The sequence below is a fragment of the Vibrio kasasachensis genome, from assembly GCF_050337565.1.
Classification (GTDB): domain Bacteria; phylum Pseudomonadota; class Gammaproteobacteria; order Enterobacterales; family Vibrionaceae; genus Vibrio; species Vibrio kasasachensis.
This window is the reverse complement of sequence record NZ_JAKJTB010000011.1, coordinates 1-15,153: the sequence shown is the minus strand read 5'-3', so window position 1 is coordinate 15,153 and position 15,153 is coordinate 1. Positions and strand designations below refer to the sequence as shown.

Genomic DNA, 15,153 nt, shown 5'->3' with positions numbered 1-15,153 from the left:
CCTAGAAGAACGTTACGGTCGTATCGTTCTCGTTATGAATATCAATCGGCTCCCAACGCATCACGTGCATTGAAGCCCAAGCTAGGTCGGCATGTGAGCCCACCTTGCTGCGGTTAGAAATGAAGGTCACCTGGTTACTGGCTTTGGTGGTGTGCTGGCGTATCATCAAAAACGAATGGACTAAATCGTCCCACTCACCGTCAAACTGCAAGCGACCATCGTTGATGATTTCCCGAGCTTTGTAGACCATCATTCGCTTCATCTCTGGTGAGTAATCCAGTTCAACCAAACAGGGGTAAAACTTGCGCACTAGTTCGGCGACTGCCGAACCCACGCCGCTGACATCCATTGCCATGTAGACCACATTATATTTTTCAATGATCCCTTTAATGGCTGTTGCTTGGTCTTCATAGCTCGAACCTTTCAAGCGAATACGTTCAATGAAGCGGAATACGCCACCTTTGCGTTTTGGTTTCAGGGACACAACAAGACCAGCATCGTCTGAGCCTTCACCTTGACCCCCACCTCTTGGGTCATAACCGACCAACACTTCAGCATCACCAACAGGGCGAGCTTTATAGTGATCGACATCTTTCCAAAGCGAAGAGTCAGCTTTACACGCTAGTAGTGCTTTAAGTGTGAAAATCGACGCGGAGTCATCCAAGAAGACACAACGAAGTAAGTTATTAAATACCGTCTTATCTGGGTATTTACGGCGCAGTTTCTCCATGTTGAAGAAAGTTGCCCCTTTGGCGATGGCATCATCAATGGTAATGATTTGGCGAAAGATACCGTCTTCGCCAAGCGAGCCGTTCTTAAGCGTGTCATGAGAGATATCAATCTTAAGCGCTTTCTTACCTTGCCATTTGGGGTACGCTTCGTGCGCTACCGTCGAAGGCGTGGATAAGTAAGTTGTTCGGTAGTTCGATTGAATCGACATGCCGCCCGCGTAATCATCCAGCTCAGCAAATTTTGGTATCCAGAACACTTCATCAAAGTACACATGACCATTGAAGCCTTGCGAGGTGCGAGCATTTGTCGAGAGGAAGTAAAGCGTGGCGCCATTCGATAGCTGAAGTTCATCTTTACCTTTTAGGTCCACATCACCCAGCTCAAGTGCGAACCGGCGAATGTAGTTTTTAAAGATTTCCGACTGTTTACGAGATGCAGATAAAAACACCTGGTTATCACAATTAAGAATGGCGTCTTCAAAGGCTTCAAACGCAAAGTAGTAGGTTAAACCAATCTGACGAGATTTAAGGTAAAAACGAAATTCGTTCAGCTCGTCATTACACTTATGCGCGTGGATCTCTTTTTGATAATCGAAGAAGGTTTTCTCTCGAAACTCAGCCAACACATCGGCAGTAATAGGCGAAATGTCATTTTTGACCTTGTTGGGTTTTCTCCCTCGTTTCGATTCGCCACTGTGCGCACTTCCTCGACTTCGCTTGTTGTCAGCCTCGTCTCGTTTCCACTTTTGCTCGAGCAGCATGTTGAGCTCTTGCACCTGTGCTTCGTGCTTGCAATCAATCCACATGAGGTAAGCAATTCGCTGACGCAGCATGAGTTCTACGGGCGCATCCTCCCGCATTTCTTTCCAGCCAAATTTTGAAATCCACTGTTGAACCGTTCGGGTGGCGACTCCGATTTTTTCCGCAACCTCGGCAGGTTTGTATTGGCGTAAATACAAACCAAAAGCCTGAGTTTGAACTGAGGTGTAAAGCGGTTGGTTTAACTCGGTAGCGATATTCGTATCCATGTTCGCATAGTGCTACAGACACTGTGATTACTCAGCTTGCGCCGTTTCTATATTGAATATCTAGAATCAGGATGAATACAAAAAGAGAAGGGCATTGGTTAGATTGGAATCATCGGATTTAGGAGAGTTCAGGCATGTTTCAATCACAGCCAATTTGTATTTTACAGGCAGGCACAACAGTCGATGGTCGTGTTATCGAGCAGAAAATTATTGATGAGATTGCGGAAAGTTATAACCCAGAAACGTACACCGCGCGCATTAATGAAGAGCACTACGATTGGAGCTATAAATTTGGCTCAGTGTCATCGCTTGAAAAGCGAGAAGACAAATTGTTTGCCGTGATCAAGCCTAACTCAATGTTATTGCGCGCTGTCGAGCAGGGGCAATTACTGCATACCTCATGTGAATACATCGAGCAGTTTTCAGATACAGGAAAAGCCTACCTAACCGGATTGGCACTGACTGATAAACCAGCCTCATTGGGTACCACTCAAATTCATCTTTCCAGTAAGGATGATGGCAAGGTGCAAGTGCAGTCGAATTTCACCATCAAATCAGAACAGTTCTCCAAACAAGACAGCGAGGATGATGCTTCGCTGTTCCAAAAATTCAAAAACTGGCTCAGCGGTGAAACACCTATCGAGCAGTTCTCGCAACAAGAGGAAGAAGACGAAATGAGTAAAGAAACTGAAGAACTGCTCAAGCAAAACGCTGAGCAAAATAAAGAGCTAAGCAGTCAGTTAGGCAAGTTGATTGAGCATTTATCTTCACAGGCTAAGCCCGATGCTGAACCGGATAAAGAAGAGCCTGAAGTGATTGAAAATAAAGAAGTCACCGAGCTGAAAGGTCAAGTGGAAGAGCTCTCTTCCAAGATGACAGAGCTTACTACTACGCTAAGTAAAATCACTGATGACGGTGGGCGCCAGTTAGCAGGGCAAGACGGCGAAGAAGAGCCGTACCTATAAGCCTATTTCAAACTAATAACGAATTCAGTTAGGTAACACAATGGATAGAAATACAGAAGTAAAGCTCAGCGCTTACATCAAAAAAGTCGCAGAACAAAATGATGTTACAGACGCGACGCAAAAGTTCAACGTAACCCCGAATGGCACTCAGAAAATCATTGGTCAGATGCGTGAAGGCAACTGGTTCTTGAAGAAAATTAACATCATTCCGGTGCAAAACCAAAAAGGTGAATCCATTGGTCTGGGTGTCACGGGTATGATCGCCAGCCGAACCGATACATCAGGGGAAGGTAAGCGCACACCAAAAGACCATTCAAGTATGGGTGCCATGCCTTACATGTGTGAGCAGACTAACTTCGACACGGCAATTCGTTACGCCAAACTCGATGCCTGGGCGCATGACAAACGATTTAACCAAATCATTGCCTCACATACTCGTGAGCAGATTGATGCCAACAAAATCACCATTGGTTGGTATGGCGAAAGTGTCGCCAAGAATACCAATGCACAAACCAATCCAAACGGTGAAGACGTCAATAAAGGTTGGTTCCAGGCGATGCGCGATCACAACACCGAGCGATTAATTAAACAAGGTAAAACGGCAGGAGAAATTCGCATTGGTGAAGGTGGTGACTTTATCAACCTAGACCTAGCGGTTCTTAACACCAAGAGCTTGCTGCATGATGCGTGTGAAAACGATTCAAATCTTGTGGCTATTATCGGCTCTGATTTGCTGGCTTACGACAAAGCCAAATTCTATGAAGCGCACGGCAATACGCCAAGTGAAAAAGGCAAGATCCAAGAGTTACAAGTGATCGGCACGTACGGCGGTTTGCCTGCGGTGAAAGTACCAGGCTTCCCATCGACGGGCATCATGGTGACCAGTTACGACAACCTATCCATCTACATCCAAGAAGGTTCAATTCGTCGCTCTGCTGGTAAGAAGAATGATGAGAAAGACCAAGTTGAAAACTTCGAGTCGATGAACATGGCTTACGTTTTGGAAGAAGTCGGTAAAGCGGCGGCAATTGAATTCAAGAATGTGAAGCTCTGGATTGACGGCACCTGGGTATAGCGCCATTTGAACACCCCCCAATGCAGGCACTATCGCATTATCAGTAAAGCTCAGGCTTTAGGTTGTTATTTGCGTTTGGCTGCCTGCATTCTCTTTTATCTACGTTGAGGTGATCGCAGTGGAATTTGTTGGCGATAAAAACGAAATCTTTAAATCGGAACTCGCGGCTACGGTGAAATATCCCGTCCTCAAAATATCAGAGTTTCAGTCTCTGTTTAATTTCCTCAGTAATGAAACAGAGCCAGGCATTCTGCAGCAAGCCAAAGTATCGCGAATAAAAGTTCACCAAGAGCTTTTGGCTACCCTAAAGCCTTTTACTCATTTAACTGAATTGTCGCAAGCAAGGTTTGGTGATGAAGAGTCTGGCGAAACGCTCTACAAGCAAGCGGTGTTTTCACTGACTGCGAGTGCGCTTATCGGCATTCAATTGAGTACCAATGCCACGGCAGAGGCAGCTGATAGGCAAGATGCGTTAACAGGTAAAAAACAGCATTGTGATGTGCAGTATCGCCAAGCCGTGGACCTGCTGATTAATGGTAAAGAAACCTACTGCTTTGAGGTGGTGTAAATGGATGCACTGCAGAACTTAACCGATTTTTTCAAACAGCACGTGACCGATGCCAAGAGCCTCAATGTATGGGCAGAAGATGGCGCGGTGTTCAGTGGGCAAAGTGATTTTGTTGATGGTTTCGAGCTGGAATATACCGCGATTGTCTTTATTCAAAATGCCACGTTGAAGCCCCATGTGCTGTTTATGCATTTAGTGAATTGGCTAAACAAACATGATCCCGAACGAGTAGAAAAGAATCTGCCTGCTCCAACGTTTGCGACAGAAATTCTCGATAACGGTAAATGCGACCTCAAGATAAAAATCGATTTACTTGAGAGTTATTCATTGGAAGAAAACGAGCAAGGCAACTGGAAGCAACTCGGTACACGCTATGACTGTATCAGTGATTTTGATTTAACCGTCACCACCGATGAGCTCGATGAACTGCACGAACTGGTTTATTTCGTAGGGCACACGGATGACTTGCTATGCAACTGAGTAGCCCTGAGCAATTGACTCAACTGGTTGAAAGTTTGGTGCTCGATGCCTCAGAGAAATATGAGCTCAATCGCCGAATGGCAAACAGAGCAAGGCAGTTCTTTCGTCAACAAATCCGCTCTCAGCGCGATATTGATAACAACCCTTATCAGTCACGCCGAAAGCGCAATATGTCAATTGTTTCTCGCGGTGTGCGCGGTAAGCACGGCGCCAAGCATCAGCACAACAAAGTGGCTCGAAATACCGTTAATAACAAAAACATGCTGCTGGGGATCTCAAAGTCACTTCGCACCCGTGTCAGTGATAAAGATTTTGAAATTGGTTTAGTCGGTGTCGCAGGGTTAATTGGTAAAGAGCATAACGAAGGCTCAGAGGTGTCATTTACCACGCAAGTGAATGGCTTCTTTGATAGCAAAACGGGGAGCTGGCGAGGCGGTACCTCAACCAAGCGTAATTACACCATGCCCAAGCGTACTTTTATCGGTTGGACACCAGAGCTAGAGCGAGAGCTGATGGCAATGGCGGCTGAACACTTTGCATTAGAGGATTCTGAGTAATGGCAACATTCAAGATTAAACCACAAACAGGGTTAACGGTTCGTGATCCTGAAACCAGAAAGCCACTTAAGGCAGATGGCGAAGAAAAAACACGAAACACCTATTGGCTGCGTCGAGTGAAAGATAAATCAGTCACTGTTATGGACGCGAAGAAAAACACCTCAACCAAGGAGTCTGAACAATGAGTATCAGCTTCTCAGAAGTTCCGAACAATGCTCGCGTTCCGGGCATGTACGTTGAAATTGATAATAGCCTGGCAAACAGTGCCGAAGAGCAACAGCTTTGTCTTGTGATCGGTAATGCAGTTGCAGGCGCAGCAACGGCAGCCAATACAGTTAAGTTGTGTATGGATGACACCATTGCAACAGCGCTCTTTGGCGCATCAGATATCGCCAGTATGGTGAAGTTTTTCCGCAAGCAAGATGAAAGCATGCCTATCTACGCTGTGAGCGTTGAAAGTGCGGATACCATGTCAGCATTGGCGGCACTAGGGGATAAGCAATATCACCACATTATGTGCTCACTAAACGATGACACCACTATCCGTGATCTTGGTGAGTTTTTAGAAAAGCGTTATGACGCGCTCAATCAAATACCAGGCATTGCCTATCTCCCTAAAAAGGGAACGCACGCAGAACTCGTCACGTTCGGCACAAAGAGTAATTGTCCATTAATCAGTTTTATGTCGATTGATAGCCTGGGCAATTCAGCTAACGACCCCTTAACCGATGCAGAAGCCATTGGTGCGTGGGTTGGTCAGATTGCGCCGTCATTGGCGAATGACCCTTGTCGTCCACTTCAAACGCTTAAGCTAAGCGGTGTTTACTCAACGGCTGAAAGTGAATTTGATTGGGCAGAGCGCAACCTATTGCTACACGAAGGCATGGGGACCTACACGGTCACCGCAACCAAAGAGGTGCAAGTTGAGCGACCTGTTACTGCCTACACAGAGAACGCTTCGGGTATTGCAGACAATAGCTATTTGGATGTGATGACGCCGGCAACCGCCATGTATTTTCGTCAAAAGCAACGCTCACGAATCTTGAGCAAATATGCTCGCCACAAAGTCGCCAAAGACGGGACCAAGTTTGCACCAGGTCAAGTCATCGTCACACCAAGCATGTTCAAAAGTGAGCTGCTCGCTTTGTATCGAGAGCTTGAATATCAAGGCATCGTGCAAGATTTTGACGGCTACAAGAAGTCGCTCATTGTCGAGTTAGATATGAACAACAAACAGCGCATCAATTATCTCGATTCACCGCAGTTCGTGAACGGTCTGATCATCGTTGCAGGTAAAATTCAGTTTAGGAAGTAAACCATGGGAACAAAAATTACTAGCCGAGCGGTGCTCAATGCTGGCTCTCTCGGTCGTCTGCCTATCAAAGAAGGCGCGGATATTGGTTTTGGCAACCTAAAACGTGAGCCTGTGATAGGGGATGATGGCGTGTTAGGTTTCGGCGAATCTTATGATGAAGCGCCATCCATCAAATGCACCATTGCCCATGCGAAAAGCACGGATGAAGACGCTATTCGCAATTTCACTGATGAAAATATCACACTCGAAACCAACAGCGGGAAGGTATACACGCTAACGGATGCTTGGACGGGAGACCCCCTTTCGCTGTCTATCAAAGATGGGCAGTTGGAAGTGATGTTTTATGGCTATGAGCTCATTCCACAGTAAGGGCAATAAATGCTAGCGATATTACTTAAACGCCAAGCGGCGGCAAAAGAATTAGCCAGTCAAGAAAGCGTGTTTGTTATTGAACAATCAGAGGTGAGTGATAACGCTCGCCCTGAATTGGCGGGTAAACCTTGGGAAGAAACTCAAGCAATGCTTAAGCAGGATTTGTCTTACCTGAGAACGTTGGCAGGTTCGAAAGAGAAAGACCCTTACAAAGAGGAGCTGATCAAAAAATACCGCCCATTGGTCGAGCAGCTTTTGAACTCTCACCAAGGTAACTATGGAAACCTTGGAGTGTTGTGGTGGTTCTTCATTTGGCATGTGGACCTAGGCAAGTTCGAAGATATCCATGATGCTTTTCGCCAAGCCATAGGAGCAGGGTTAGAAGCGCCAGATAATTGGAAAATGAACGGGCAAACGGCGTTTTGTGGTTACGTGTTCAAACACGCTCATGATGCCTACACCAATAAAACCGAGTTTAAACGCGAGTACTTAATCAATGCGACCAAAGACTTGCTCACTGGTGAACTCGCTACCAATGCGCCATTGAAAGTAAAAATGTTCCGTTTAGTTGGGGATTGGCACGAAGAAGCCGGTGAAAAAGAACAGGCGCACAATTTGTTTGAAATAGTGATGAAGCTAGACCCAAACAAAGGTGGTCGCAAGACCAAGCTAAACGATTTGAAGCAGGAGTTAGGTTATGACCAACCCAATTAAAGATAAAGGGCAAACCAAAGTAGTTACGTTGGCGGTACCTATTGAAAAAGAAGTTAAAGGCGAGACGGTGACCATCGAAACAGTTGAACTCAGCAAGCCGCATTCAGGTCACTTGCGAGGTGTGAACCTCAATGACATTTGCCAGGCTGATTTTGATGCGGGCAAAACCGTGATCCCTCGAATCTCAGAATTAGATGAGCGCGACATGCTCAACCTAGATCCTGAAAACTGGGCGCCGTTATTGACGACACTCGCGTCTTTTTTCGTGGGTACGGGGCGTTAATTGAAGAACTACCGCATGTAGAGCCAATCTATGCTGATTTAGCCATAGCGTTCCGATGGCAACCAAGTGAAATAGATCGGCTGACTTTTGATGAACTCCTACGTTTTCATCACTTGGCTATAGAGCGATGTCCACAGGAGAGCAATTAGCTCTCCTTTTTTAATTAAGGATGCATTATGAAAATGAGCCTTTCGGTAGTGATGGGGATCCTCGATAAAACTACCGCGCCACTCAAACAAATGAGTGAAGAAACCAATGTTTATGCCAAGTCGATAAAGAAAGTAGAAGAGAAGCAAAAAGACCAGTCAGCCGCATTGGGTATGATTGATTCCTTTCGTAAAACGCGAGAGGTGATGGACAAGAACTCTCTGGCAATAGCGACCGCGAGTGAAAAGCTCGAAGAACTCGAAAGCAAAGCGGCTAGTGCTCAAAAACCGAGTGCAGCCCTCACTGAGAAAATCACCAAGCAACGTGAAAAGCTGCTAGCCCTCAATGATGCCCAAGATGAAAGCAAAGACCGATTGATAAAACTGGGTAAACAACTCAAAAAGACAGGCGTCAAAATGTATGACCTTGATGGCTCGAGTGACAAGTTAAATCAAAGCTACAAAAAGCACGGCAAAGAAATCAAAATCCTTTCCAAAAAATACGCGCATCTTCAAACCGTAATGAAGCTTCCTCGTGGTTTAAACAAAGCCTTAAAAATGCCGACGATGGAAGGGGCGAAAAATGGCGCACTAGTGGCAACAGGTGTGCTCGGTTCAATGGCTGGCTTTGGCGTTATCATCAATGACACTGCCAATGAACTCGATGAACTTAGACGAGCCGCCGAACACATTGAATTGCCTGTCTCTGAACTGCAAGCCATGCGTTTACAAGCAACCCAAGCGGGTGCAGAAGCCGAAGATATGGATGCGGCAATCAAAGAAATGGCATTGCGTTGGGGTGAGATGAAAACCTTCAAAAGTGGCGCCATGAATGATTACTTCAAAGACACCGGCAACCAGAAAGCCTATGAAGATTTGATGAAGGCAAAAGACGCCAGTGAAGCTTACCAGGTGCTGTTACGAGAGATTGCCAAAGAAACTGACGTATCAAAGCAAAACTTTATGGCTGACGAGTTCTTTGGCGGTGACAGCGAGAAAATTCTTGAAATGCTTAAAGGGGGTACTGAAGGTTATGAAAAAGCCAAGCAGCTACTCAATGACACGGGCGGAGCCGTTGATCCTGAATCGACTCAAAATGCTCAAGCCTTTAGCGCCTCTATGGGCAAGCTGGGCGCGATAGTTAACTCTCTAAAGATTAGTGCGCTAACACCTATCATGGGTGAGCTGTCATCTCTCATGGAAGAGCTCGCCATCAACATGAAAAGCATGGATTGGCGCGAGGAAAAAATCGCAGAGCTTCGAGATATCGTCAAAGGTACCTTTAATGCGTTTCGCACCTTAGGCGGTGGCGTTCTTTGGGTGGGTGAAAACATGAGTACAGTGATCGGCGCATTACTCGGCGTTAAATTAGCGCTGATTGGTATTAATGCCGTCGCACTAGCAAACCCACTTGGTCCTTTCATTATTGCGATCGGTGCAATCATTGCTGGCGTCGGATTGTTGATAGACCACTTTGGTGGCTTAACCAAGATAATGGATAACGTTAAATCGTTCTGGAATAGCATTTGGGGTGATGATGAAGAGGGCGATAAAACCAAACAGCAAGCCAAGGCGAGCAAGCAGCTACAAAACAAAAATGCAGCGGCAGAAGTAACCTACAGCCAGGCTCGTTCGGAAGGCTATGAGCGTTATAAGCGGCATGGTGGTAAGTCTTATAACTCTGATATGGATTCAGGTTATCAAGCGATAACGCAATCAGGACAATCCAACGCTTATCAGCCTATTAAAAACCAAACTATGAATAGTAAATCAGAAGTAGAATTGAGAATAAAATCAGATAAGCCAGTAACCGTGGACAAAGCGAAGAGTGAGAAAGGCACTGATCTGAATTTGGATGTTGGTGATATGGGTTGGAGTTATTAATGAAAAGACCGTGTTTTCACGGTCTTTTCATAGGCTATTGCTATAAGGGAATAGCAGAGAAAAGTTCTAGTGCTTTATTTACTTTATTAAAAGTGTCGGCTGCAACACCGACTTGTTTTATAGTTTCAGAACCTTTTGTAAGGAATCGTTCTAGGCGACTTGAATCAGGCTCTTCTTCTTCCAGCATCTCTTCGTGAGCATTCTCAAATTGACGTATTGCAGGATCTAGTAGAGGATTCTTCTCAACTTTTAGAGCTTGTATTGCTTCTAATAAAGCCTCTGCTTGCTCATTTTTCTGGTTGACGTTTTTGCCGATCTGAATAGTGCTGTTTTCAATTGTATTTCCACTGTAATCACCTTGAATTACATTTGAAGAACCGTCAGCAGAGTATTGTCGATTGTCGTGTTTCATTTTGTTCTCTAATAGTTGTTGTTGAGTTATGAAAATTTGAGGCTGATTTGCAGTAAATGCATTCCCAAGAATCTCGCAAAGCTTGATGTTTAACTCATGTTGTCGGTTTGTTTCATTCACTTGATGCTTTAAGAGCTTAAGTTTACGCATGGTTGTAGACTTAGGGTCGGCAAATTTTGGGTCTGCATTTTCAGGAGCATTGAAACCTCTGCTCTTTACCATAAGTGATTTTATGTAATCAGAAATACTTTTTTGAATATCTTCACGAGTCCAGAAATTATCCCCTGTACGAAGTGAAAACTTATATCCAACTGTATTTTCGTGGCTCGAGTCTATGGAAAGTGATACGTCGTAACCTATAAGTTTTGCATAATCCTCGAAGCCTTTTAGCATATCTGAGAATGTACCTTTGACGTCCTCATCGACAGGAATGAAAAATAACCCAGACTCCTTTATTAAGGGCTCGGATGACTTGTCCATTATTGTTGATTCTTTAAGGGTCTCAGCGAATTCTAATTCCATTCGTTTTCTTTTATAGTCAGCCTCATCGTTCGCCTTTTGCTGCTCAAACTCCAATTGTTGAGCTTTTAACTTCATATCGGTTTCTTCCCTGCGCATAGTCATATCAAACTCACGCATTTCTCGCTGGTTACGAATTCGAAAATTAAACAAAGTTAGTGACATAAAGGAAGCAAAGATGAGGATGCCAAAAATCACCATGACAGATGTGATACCACCTAGTTGTTCGATGTAAGTCAATCAAATCCCTCAATAAATAGTACGGAAAGGTATATTTTGGCACGATATGCAACGAAGTTAAACGATTGACACCGATTATTTACGTAGTTACTCTATGAAAGCACTGGCAAAATCCAGTGTCGGGATTGGACCCCCGCTTTTATTTTCTCTAGGCGCATAGACGCCAGCTAGTTGCTGGTTTTTTTATGTGTGGCTTTAGCACACCTAAACATGGTGTTTTTGCGTTGTTATTAGGCAAAATACAACTGAATCATGGTGGGCTGGGCGAGGCAGCTTTATGCTGGCCGTTTCCTAGAGAGCGGTAGGTCCAACCTTGTTCAGTTCACCACCCATTGATTGGACCCTTTGAGTGGTGATTATAAAATCATTCTCTAGGAGGTCATCATGTCAATAGCTTCCCTTACTCTAACAATATCTGATCTTGTCTTTCTTCAAGGCGAAAAAGTTCGCACCACATCAATTAAAGTCGCAGAAGCGTTTAACAAGCAGCATCGCGATGTTGTTCGCAAGCTAAGTAATCTTGAGTGTTCAGATGAATTTAACGTGCGCAATTTTACGCACGTTGAATATCGAGACAAAAAAGGCGAATTACGTACTGCTTATGAAATGACTAAAGACGGCTTTATGTTCTTGGTCATGGGCTTTACTGGTAAGAAAGCGGCACAGATTAAAGAAGCCTATGTTAATGCTTTTAATCAAATGACTAATCAACTCCGCACGGCTACGTCGACTCTTCCTCCCGCTCAATATCAGCTTCCCGATTCTTGTTTACCAAATTTCTACGACTCTGGTTGGTTGTCTGCACTTTACAAACGTTGTCCCGCAAAAAGCCATTGGACATATCACATCAAGTTCCAAGTACGCCCCAAAGGCGGCAAGTTCTGCGCGAAGTTTGAATTAGGAGTAGGGGGAAAAGGTGAAGTTAGCCCATGGTTTTCTTCGAGTGGTGCGGAGTTCATTGATAGTGGTTTTTATCTAGAGTATCGAGATCTTCAAGAGTTGTGGGAAAACATCAGAAAAGTGCTAAGCAAGTATCAGGCAAGAAGCCCGTTTTAGAATCTCTGTAGGGGAACAGTGGGGTAGAAGGAAGGGCGTTCAAATGAACGCGCCTTCCTCTATTGCAAGCAAAGGTGCAAGAAACTGTTTGATTCTGAATATACAGGGTTTTGATTTGATGTACCTGTCTAGCGTGCGTATTTGCGAATATGTATCTATCGCTATGTAATTTGGATGTTTATCAAAATGTTAGACTATTTATGCAAACAGAAAAGACGATAAAGTGACTACATTATGACTACAGAGGGCGTAATTCAGCGGTTAAATGAGATATAAAACGTGATTTAACTGTATTTATATACAGGTATTATTTTGTTAAGTTGTTGATTTTTATTTATATATAAGAATAAATTTAAGTTCTACGGAATGTCTTCACAGTCAGCAATGGCGAAGCACTCGGGCGGCGTTGCAAAATACCGCGCAGCTGAAGGAAAAACCGTTCTATTGCCATTCCGTGGCAGTGTTCATGAAACGATTTCAGACATCCTTGGTGGCGTACGTTCAACGTGTACATATGTAGGCGCAGCAAAGCTTAAAGAGCTAACAAAGCGCACGACATTTATCCGCGTACAAGAACAAGAAAACAACGTATACGGTAAAGAGTGAAACTAGAACATTTCGGACTTTGTTGTCGAAACAACCATAAAGTGATATTTACGACCATAAGTTGATATATATCGCAGCCATGAATTGATATTGCCTTTTTTATACCATGCTTTTGTAAGTTAAGGAGATATGGTTGAAGAGGCAATATATTATGGACAACCATCAAACCTCCTCCCAAGTGATTTTTGATGCACTTGAAAGTACTTTTATAACCCCTGATCGTAACCTGACAAATCTCGAGGTAAAAATATTCATCGTTTCGCCTACGTTGAAATTTGATGCCAAAAGATTAGCGCCTAAACGTTGGGTGTTGAATTTGAGTTAATCGAAGAGTCACAGGTTAGATGTTTGGCGAATGCTCTTATACCACTTACACAGCGGTTAGCGTTGTACATACATTGATAATGTTTATACGGAATAGGCACTTTTCTGGTATGGGCTGTCCATTGTGCACTTCAAAGTACTGTAAAAAAAGGGCTGTTCGCTATAGCACAAGCCCTCTTCGGCAGCATTTACAATGTTATACCGTTATCTTGCATAAGTTCATTTGACGCATTGATCAAAGCACGTTCACCTTTTTCTCTCTGAATCATCTTCCACCAGAATTTAGCAAACAAAAAACCGAAAGTGTATGGCATCAAATCCCATACGAATTGAGTTGTGATCCGGTACAAGCCCATGAACTCAGACCCAAACCAAACCCCGCCGCCTGCAATCGCTATTATCAACAATGACATCCCACGAAACGGCAACACTTTTAGCTCGTTAAACAGATTCAGTTGGCTCTTACTAGAGTAGCGTTCGTCGGTATTGTGATTATGCACGTAGAGTGTGCGTGAAATGCCGTTGTGCTTGGCTACAACCGCCGTCAAGTTGTGACCCGGCAATGCTGACAAGGAATGTTTAATATCACCCATAAAAAGGCGTACATCTTTGTCTGTTCCGTGCTTACGTAGCCAAAGTTCTTGCGATTGATATGTTTTCGAAGATATTCCCCCATTTCCGGTGGAGTAATGAAGTCTATCTGAATTTGTGCCTAACGAGATTAGTTGACCTTGAATCAAATCTAAGGTGATCGCCTTACCTTTGAAATGGATTACTTTTGTTGAATTGCTCACTCGTAATCCTCGAATTTGTTGTACTTTGTAAACTGACTACCTACTGACTCTAGCAAGGTTTGAGCTTCGTCTCGAAAAGAAAAGTAATTAAGCCTAGCCACCAATTCACCAAGTTTCAATTTGATGATATTGGGGTTATTTAAAAAACCGGGTTCACAGCGTTTTTCAAGGTCAGAGTGAATGCTCTTTTTCAACGTTTTAACCTTATCGTTATAAGGCTTTGAGTTGGTATAAAGGTAGTTTTTCACTGTGCCATTTCTAAAGCACCAATTGATATTTTTAACAGTCAGGTTTAACTCTCCGACTTCGGGTTTCTCTATGTCATAGGGGCTGTAGCTAGGGGATAAAGCCAAACCACCAGCGACGACGGCACAAGTTGCCAAGGTTGGAAGTATCGCTTTCTTTAACGTTATATTATTCATATTTAAACTTATCAAATTAAAACTAAGCATTTAAATTATAACGGGATTAAAATTTAAATGGAACTTCGAATGGTAATTGGTGTGTGACTTCAACGGTTTGATCAGTGGAATGCTAAATAACTGATTAGATCGTAGGTTGATGATTTATTTCCCTGATTTAGGAAACAAAACCTCATTGATGAGTAGGGTAGAGCTTGTGCTATCACGCTTTTTCCAGAAGTGAGCCTTAAGGCATTTATACAGAGCAGCGTAAGTGACTTTCTTACCTGTAGAGCTTTGCCAAATTTTCGGGCTCACAAAAATATCAAGTTATCGCTATTTCAACAGTTTTTTTGTAAAGAAAACGAATAAAAAAGAGCCGCTTTTTGAAGTGACCCCGTAAAGTTGGACATTTCTGTTAAGCGGCTTTCAAGGCCTGAGTTCGATATTCTATCGGAGTCAGGCCTTTTAGTTTCACTTTTATACGTTTGGTATTGTAGTACTCGATGTATTCTTTAATTTGCTCTATCAAATCATCTGCATCTTCAAAGCTTTGGTTGTGATACATCTCTGTTTTGAGTAAAGCAAAAAAGTTTTCAGCAACAGCATTATCCAAGCAGTTACCTTTTCTCGACATGCTTTGCGTTAACCCACTCTCCGCTACCTTTTTCTGGTACTGTCGA

At 43.7% G+C, this 15,153-nt stretch carries 18 protein-coding genes and 1 pseudogene; 14 read left to right on the top strand and 5 right to left on the bottom strand.

Features of this window, described 5'->3' with window-relative positions; genetic code table 11:
- Position 1: 1 nt before the first annotated feature.
- Positions 2 to 1,759 carry a terminase large subunit domain-containing protein gene (locus tag L4C38_RS06935; RefSeq protein WP_428796806.1) on the bottom strand — a complete coding sequence of 586 codons (1,758 nt, stop codon included), beginning with the start codon at positions 1,757 to 1,759 and terminating at the stop codon, positions 2 to 4.
- A gap of 134 nt (positions 1,760 to 1,893) precedes the next feature.
- Here L4C38_RS06935 and L4C38_RS06930 point away from each other — a divergent pair, with 134 nt between their 5' ends.
- The 12 genes from L4C38_RS06930 (at position 1,894) to L4C38_RS06875 (ending at position 10,118) form a co-directional block, all read left to right on the top strand.
- Positions 1,894 to 2,724 (top strand): GPO family capsid scaffolding protein, encoded by an 831-nt coding sequence (locus tag L4C38_RS06930; RefSeq protein ID WP_428796805.1) that lies wholly within the window; start codon positions 1,894 to 1,896, stop codon positions 2,722 to 2,724.
- Between the two features lie 40 nt (positions 2,725 to 2,764).
- Positions 2,765 to 3,799 carry a phage major capsid protein, P2 family gene (locus tag L4C38_RS06925; protein ID WP_428796804.1) on the top strand — a complete coding sequence of 345 codons (1,035 nt, stop codon included), beginning with the start codon at positions 2,765 to 2,767 and terminating at the stop codon, positions 3,797 to 3,799.
- 118 nt (positions 3,800 to 3,917) lie between these two features.
- On the top strand, positions 3,918 to 4,367 hold the full coding sequence (locus L4C38_RS06920) for a head completion/stabilization protein (RefSeq protein ID WP_428796803.1): 450 nt from the start codon (positions 3,918 to 3,920) through the stop codon (positions 4,365 to 4,367).
- A complete protein-coding gene (locus tag L4C38_RS06915; protein WP_428796802.1) occupies positions 4,368 to 4,847 on the top strand; it encodes a phage tail protein in 480 nt (159 codons plus the stop codon).
- Complete coding sequence (locus tag L4C38_RS06910; protein WP_428796801.1) at positions 4,838 to 5,404, top strand: phage virion morphogenesis family protein; 567 nt, start codon at positions 4,838 to 4,840, stop codon at positions 5,402 to 5,404. The genes L4C38_RS06915 and L4C38_RS06910 overlap by 10 nt, the downstream gene beginning before the upstream one ends.
- On the top strand, positions 5,404 to 5,589 hold the full coding sequence (locus tag L4C38_RS06905) for a DUF2635 domain-containing protein (protein WP_428796800.1): 186 nt from the start codon (positions 5,404 to 5,406) through the stop codon (positions 5,587 to 5,589). Before L4C38_RS06910 ends, L4C38_RS06905 begins: the two co-directional genes overlap by 1 nt.
- Positions 5,586 to 6,719: a phage tail sheath subtilisin-like domain-containing protein gene (locus L4C38_RS06900; RefSeq protein ID WP_428796799.1), complete on the top strand. Its 1,134-nt coding sequence runs from the start codon at positions 5,586 to 5,588 to the stop codon at positions 6,717 to 6,719. The genes L4C38_RS06905 and L4C38_RS06900 overlap by 4 nt, the downstream gene beginning before the upstream one ends.
- Positions 6,720 to 6,722: 3 nt before the next feature.
- Positions 6,723 to 7,088 carry a phage tail tube protein gene (locus tag L4C38_RS06895; RefSeq protein ID WP_428796798.1) on the top strand — a complete coding sequence of 122 codons (366 nt, stop codon included), beginning with the start codon at positions 6,723 to 6,725 and terminating at the stop codon, positions 7,086 to 7,088.
- A 9-nt stretch (positions 7,089 to 7,097) separates the two neighbouring features.
- Positions 7,098 to 7,805, top strand: coding sequence for a phage terminase small subunit (gene gpM / locus L4C38_RS06890; RefSeq protein ID WP_428796797.1), 708 nt, complete (start codon positions 7,098 to 7,100; stop codon positions 7,803 to 7,805).
- A complete protein-coding gene (locus L4C38_RS06885; protein WP_182105513.1) occupies positions 7,789 to 8,088 on the top strand; it encodes a phage tail assembly protein in 300 nt (99 codons plus the stop codon). The genes gpM and L4C38_RS06885 overlap by 17 nt, the downstream gene beginning before the upstream one ends.
- Entirely contained in the window at positions 8,034 to 8,237 is a 204-nt protein-coding gene (locus L4C38_RS06880) for a GpE family phage tail protein (protein ID WP_428797166.1), read from the top strand. The genes L4C38_RS06885 and L4C38_RS06880 overlap by 55 nt, the downstream gene beginning before the upstream one ends.
- 27 nt (positions 8,238 to 8,264) lie before the next feature.
- Positions 8,265 to 10,118, top strand: coding sequence for a hypothetical protein (locus L4C38_RS06875; RefSeq protein ID WP_428796796.1), 1,854 nt, complete (start codon positions 8,265 to 8,267; stop codon positions 10,116 to 10,118).
- Positions 10,119 to 10,158: 40 nt separating this feature from the next.
- On the opposite strand, the gene L4C38_RS06870 is transcribed toward L4C38_RS06875, so the two are convergent.
- Positions 10,159 to 11,289, bottom strand: a complete 1,131-nt coding sequence (locus tag L4C38_RS06870) for a hypothetical protein (RefSeq protein ID WP_428796795.1) — start codon at positions 11,287 to 11,289, stop codon at positions 10,159 to 10,161.
- Between the two features lie 384 nt (positions 11,290 to 11,673).
- Between L4C38_RS06870 and L4C38_RS06865 the strand changes: the two genes are divergently transcribed.
- Both L4C38_RS06865 and L4C38_RS06860 read left to right on the top strand, forming a co-directional pair.
- Positions 11,674 to 12,345, top strand: a complete 672-nt coding sequence (locus L4C38_RS06865) for a Rha family transcriptional regulator (protein WP_428796794.1) — start codon at positions 11,674 to 11,676, stop codon at positions 12,343 to 12,345.
- Between the two features lie 342 nt (positions 12,346 to 12,687).
- Positions 12,688 to 12,951 (top strand): annotated as a pseudogene (locus tag L4C38_RS06860) (IMP dehydrogenase); the annotation flags it as partial.
- Positions 12,952 to 13,463: 512 nt separating this feature from the next.
- Here L4C38_RS06860 and L4C38_RS06855 read toward each other — a convergent pair.
- From L4C38_RS06855 to L4C38_RS06845, 3 genes are all read right to left on the bottom strand, one after another.
- Positions 13,464 to 14,069, bottom strand: coding sequence for a hypothetical protein (locus L4C38_RS06855; protein WP_428796793.1), 606 nt, complete (start codon positions 14,067 to 14,069; stop codon positions 13,464 to 13,466).
- Positions 14,066 to 14,491 carry a hypothetical protein gene (locus tag L4C38_RS06850; RefSeq protein WP_428796792.1) on the bottom strand — a complete coding sequence of 142 codons (426 nt, stop codon included), beginning with the start codon at positions 14,489 to 14,491 and terminating at the stop codon, positions 14,066 to 14,068. Before L4C38_RS06850 ends, L4C38_RS06855 begins: the two co-directional genes overlap by 4 nt.
- Before the next feature lie 397 nt (positions 14,492 to 14,888).
- The coding region (locus tag L4C38_RS06845; RefSeq protein WP_428796791.1) for an IS3 family transposase at positions 14,889 to 15,153 on the bottom strand (265 nt) is incomplete at its 5' end.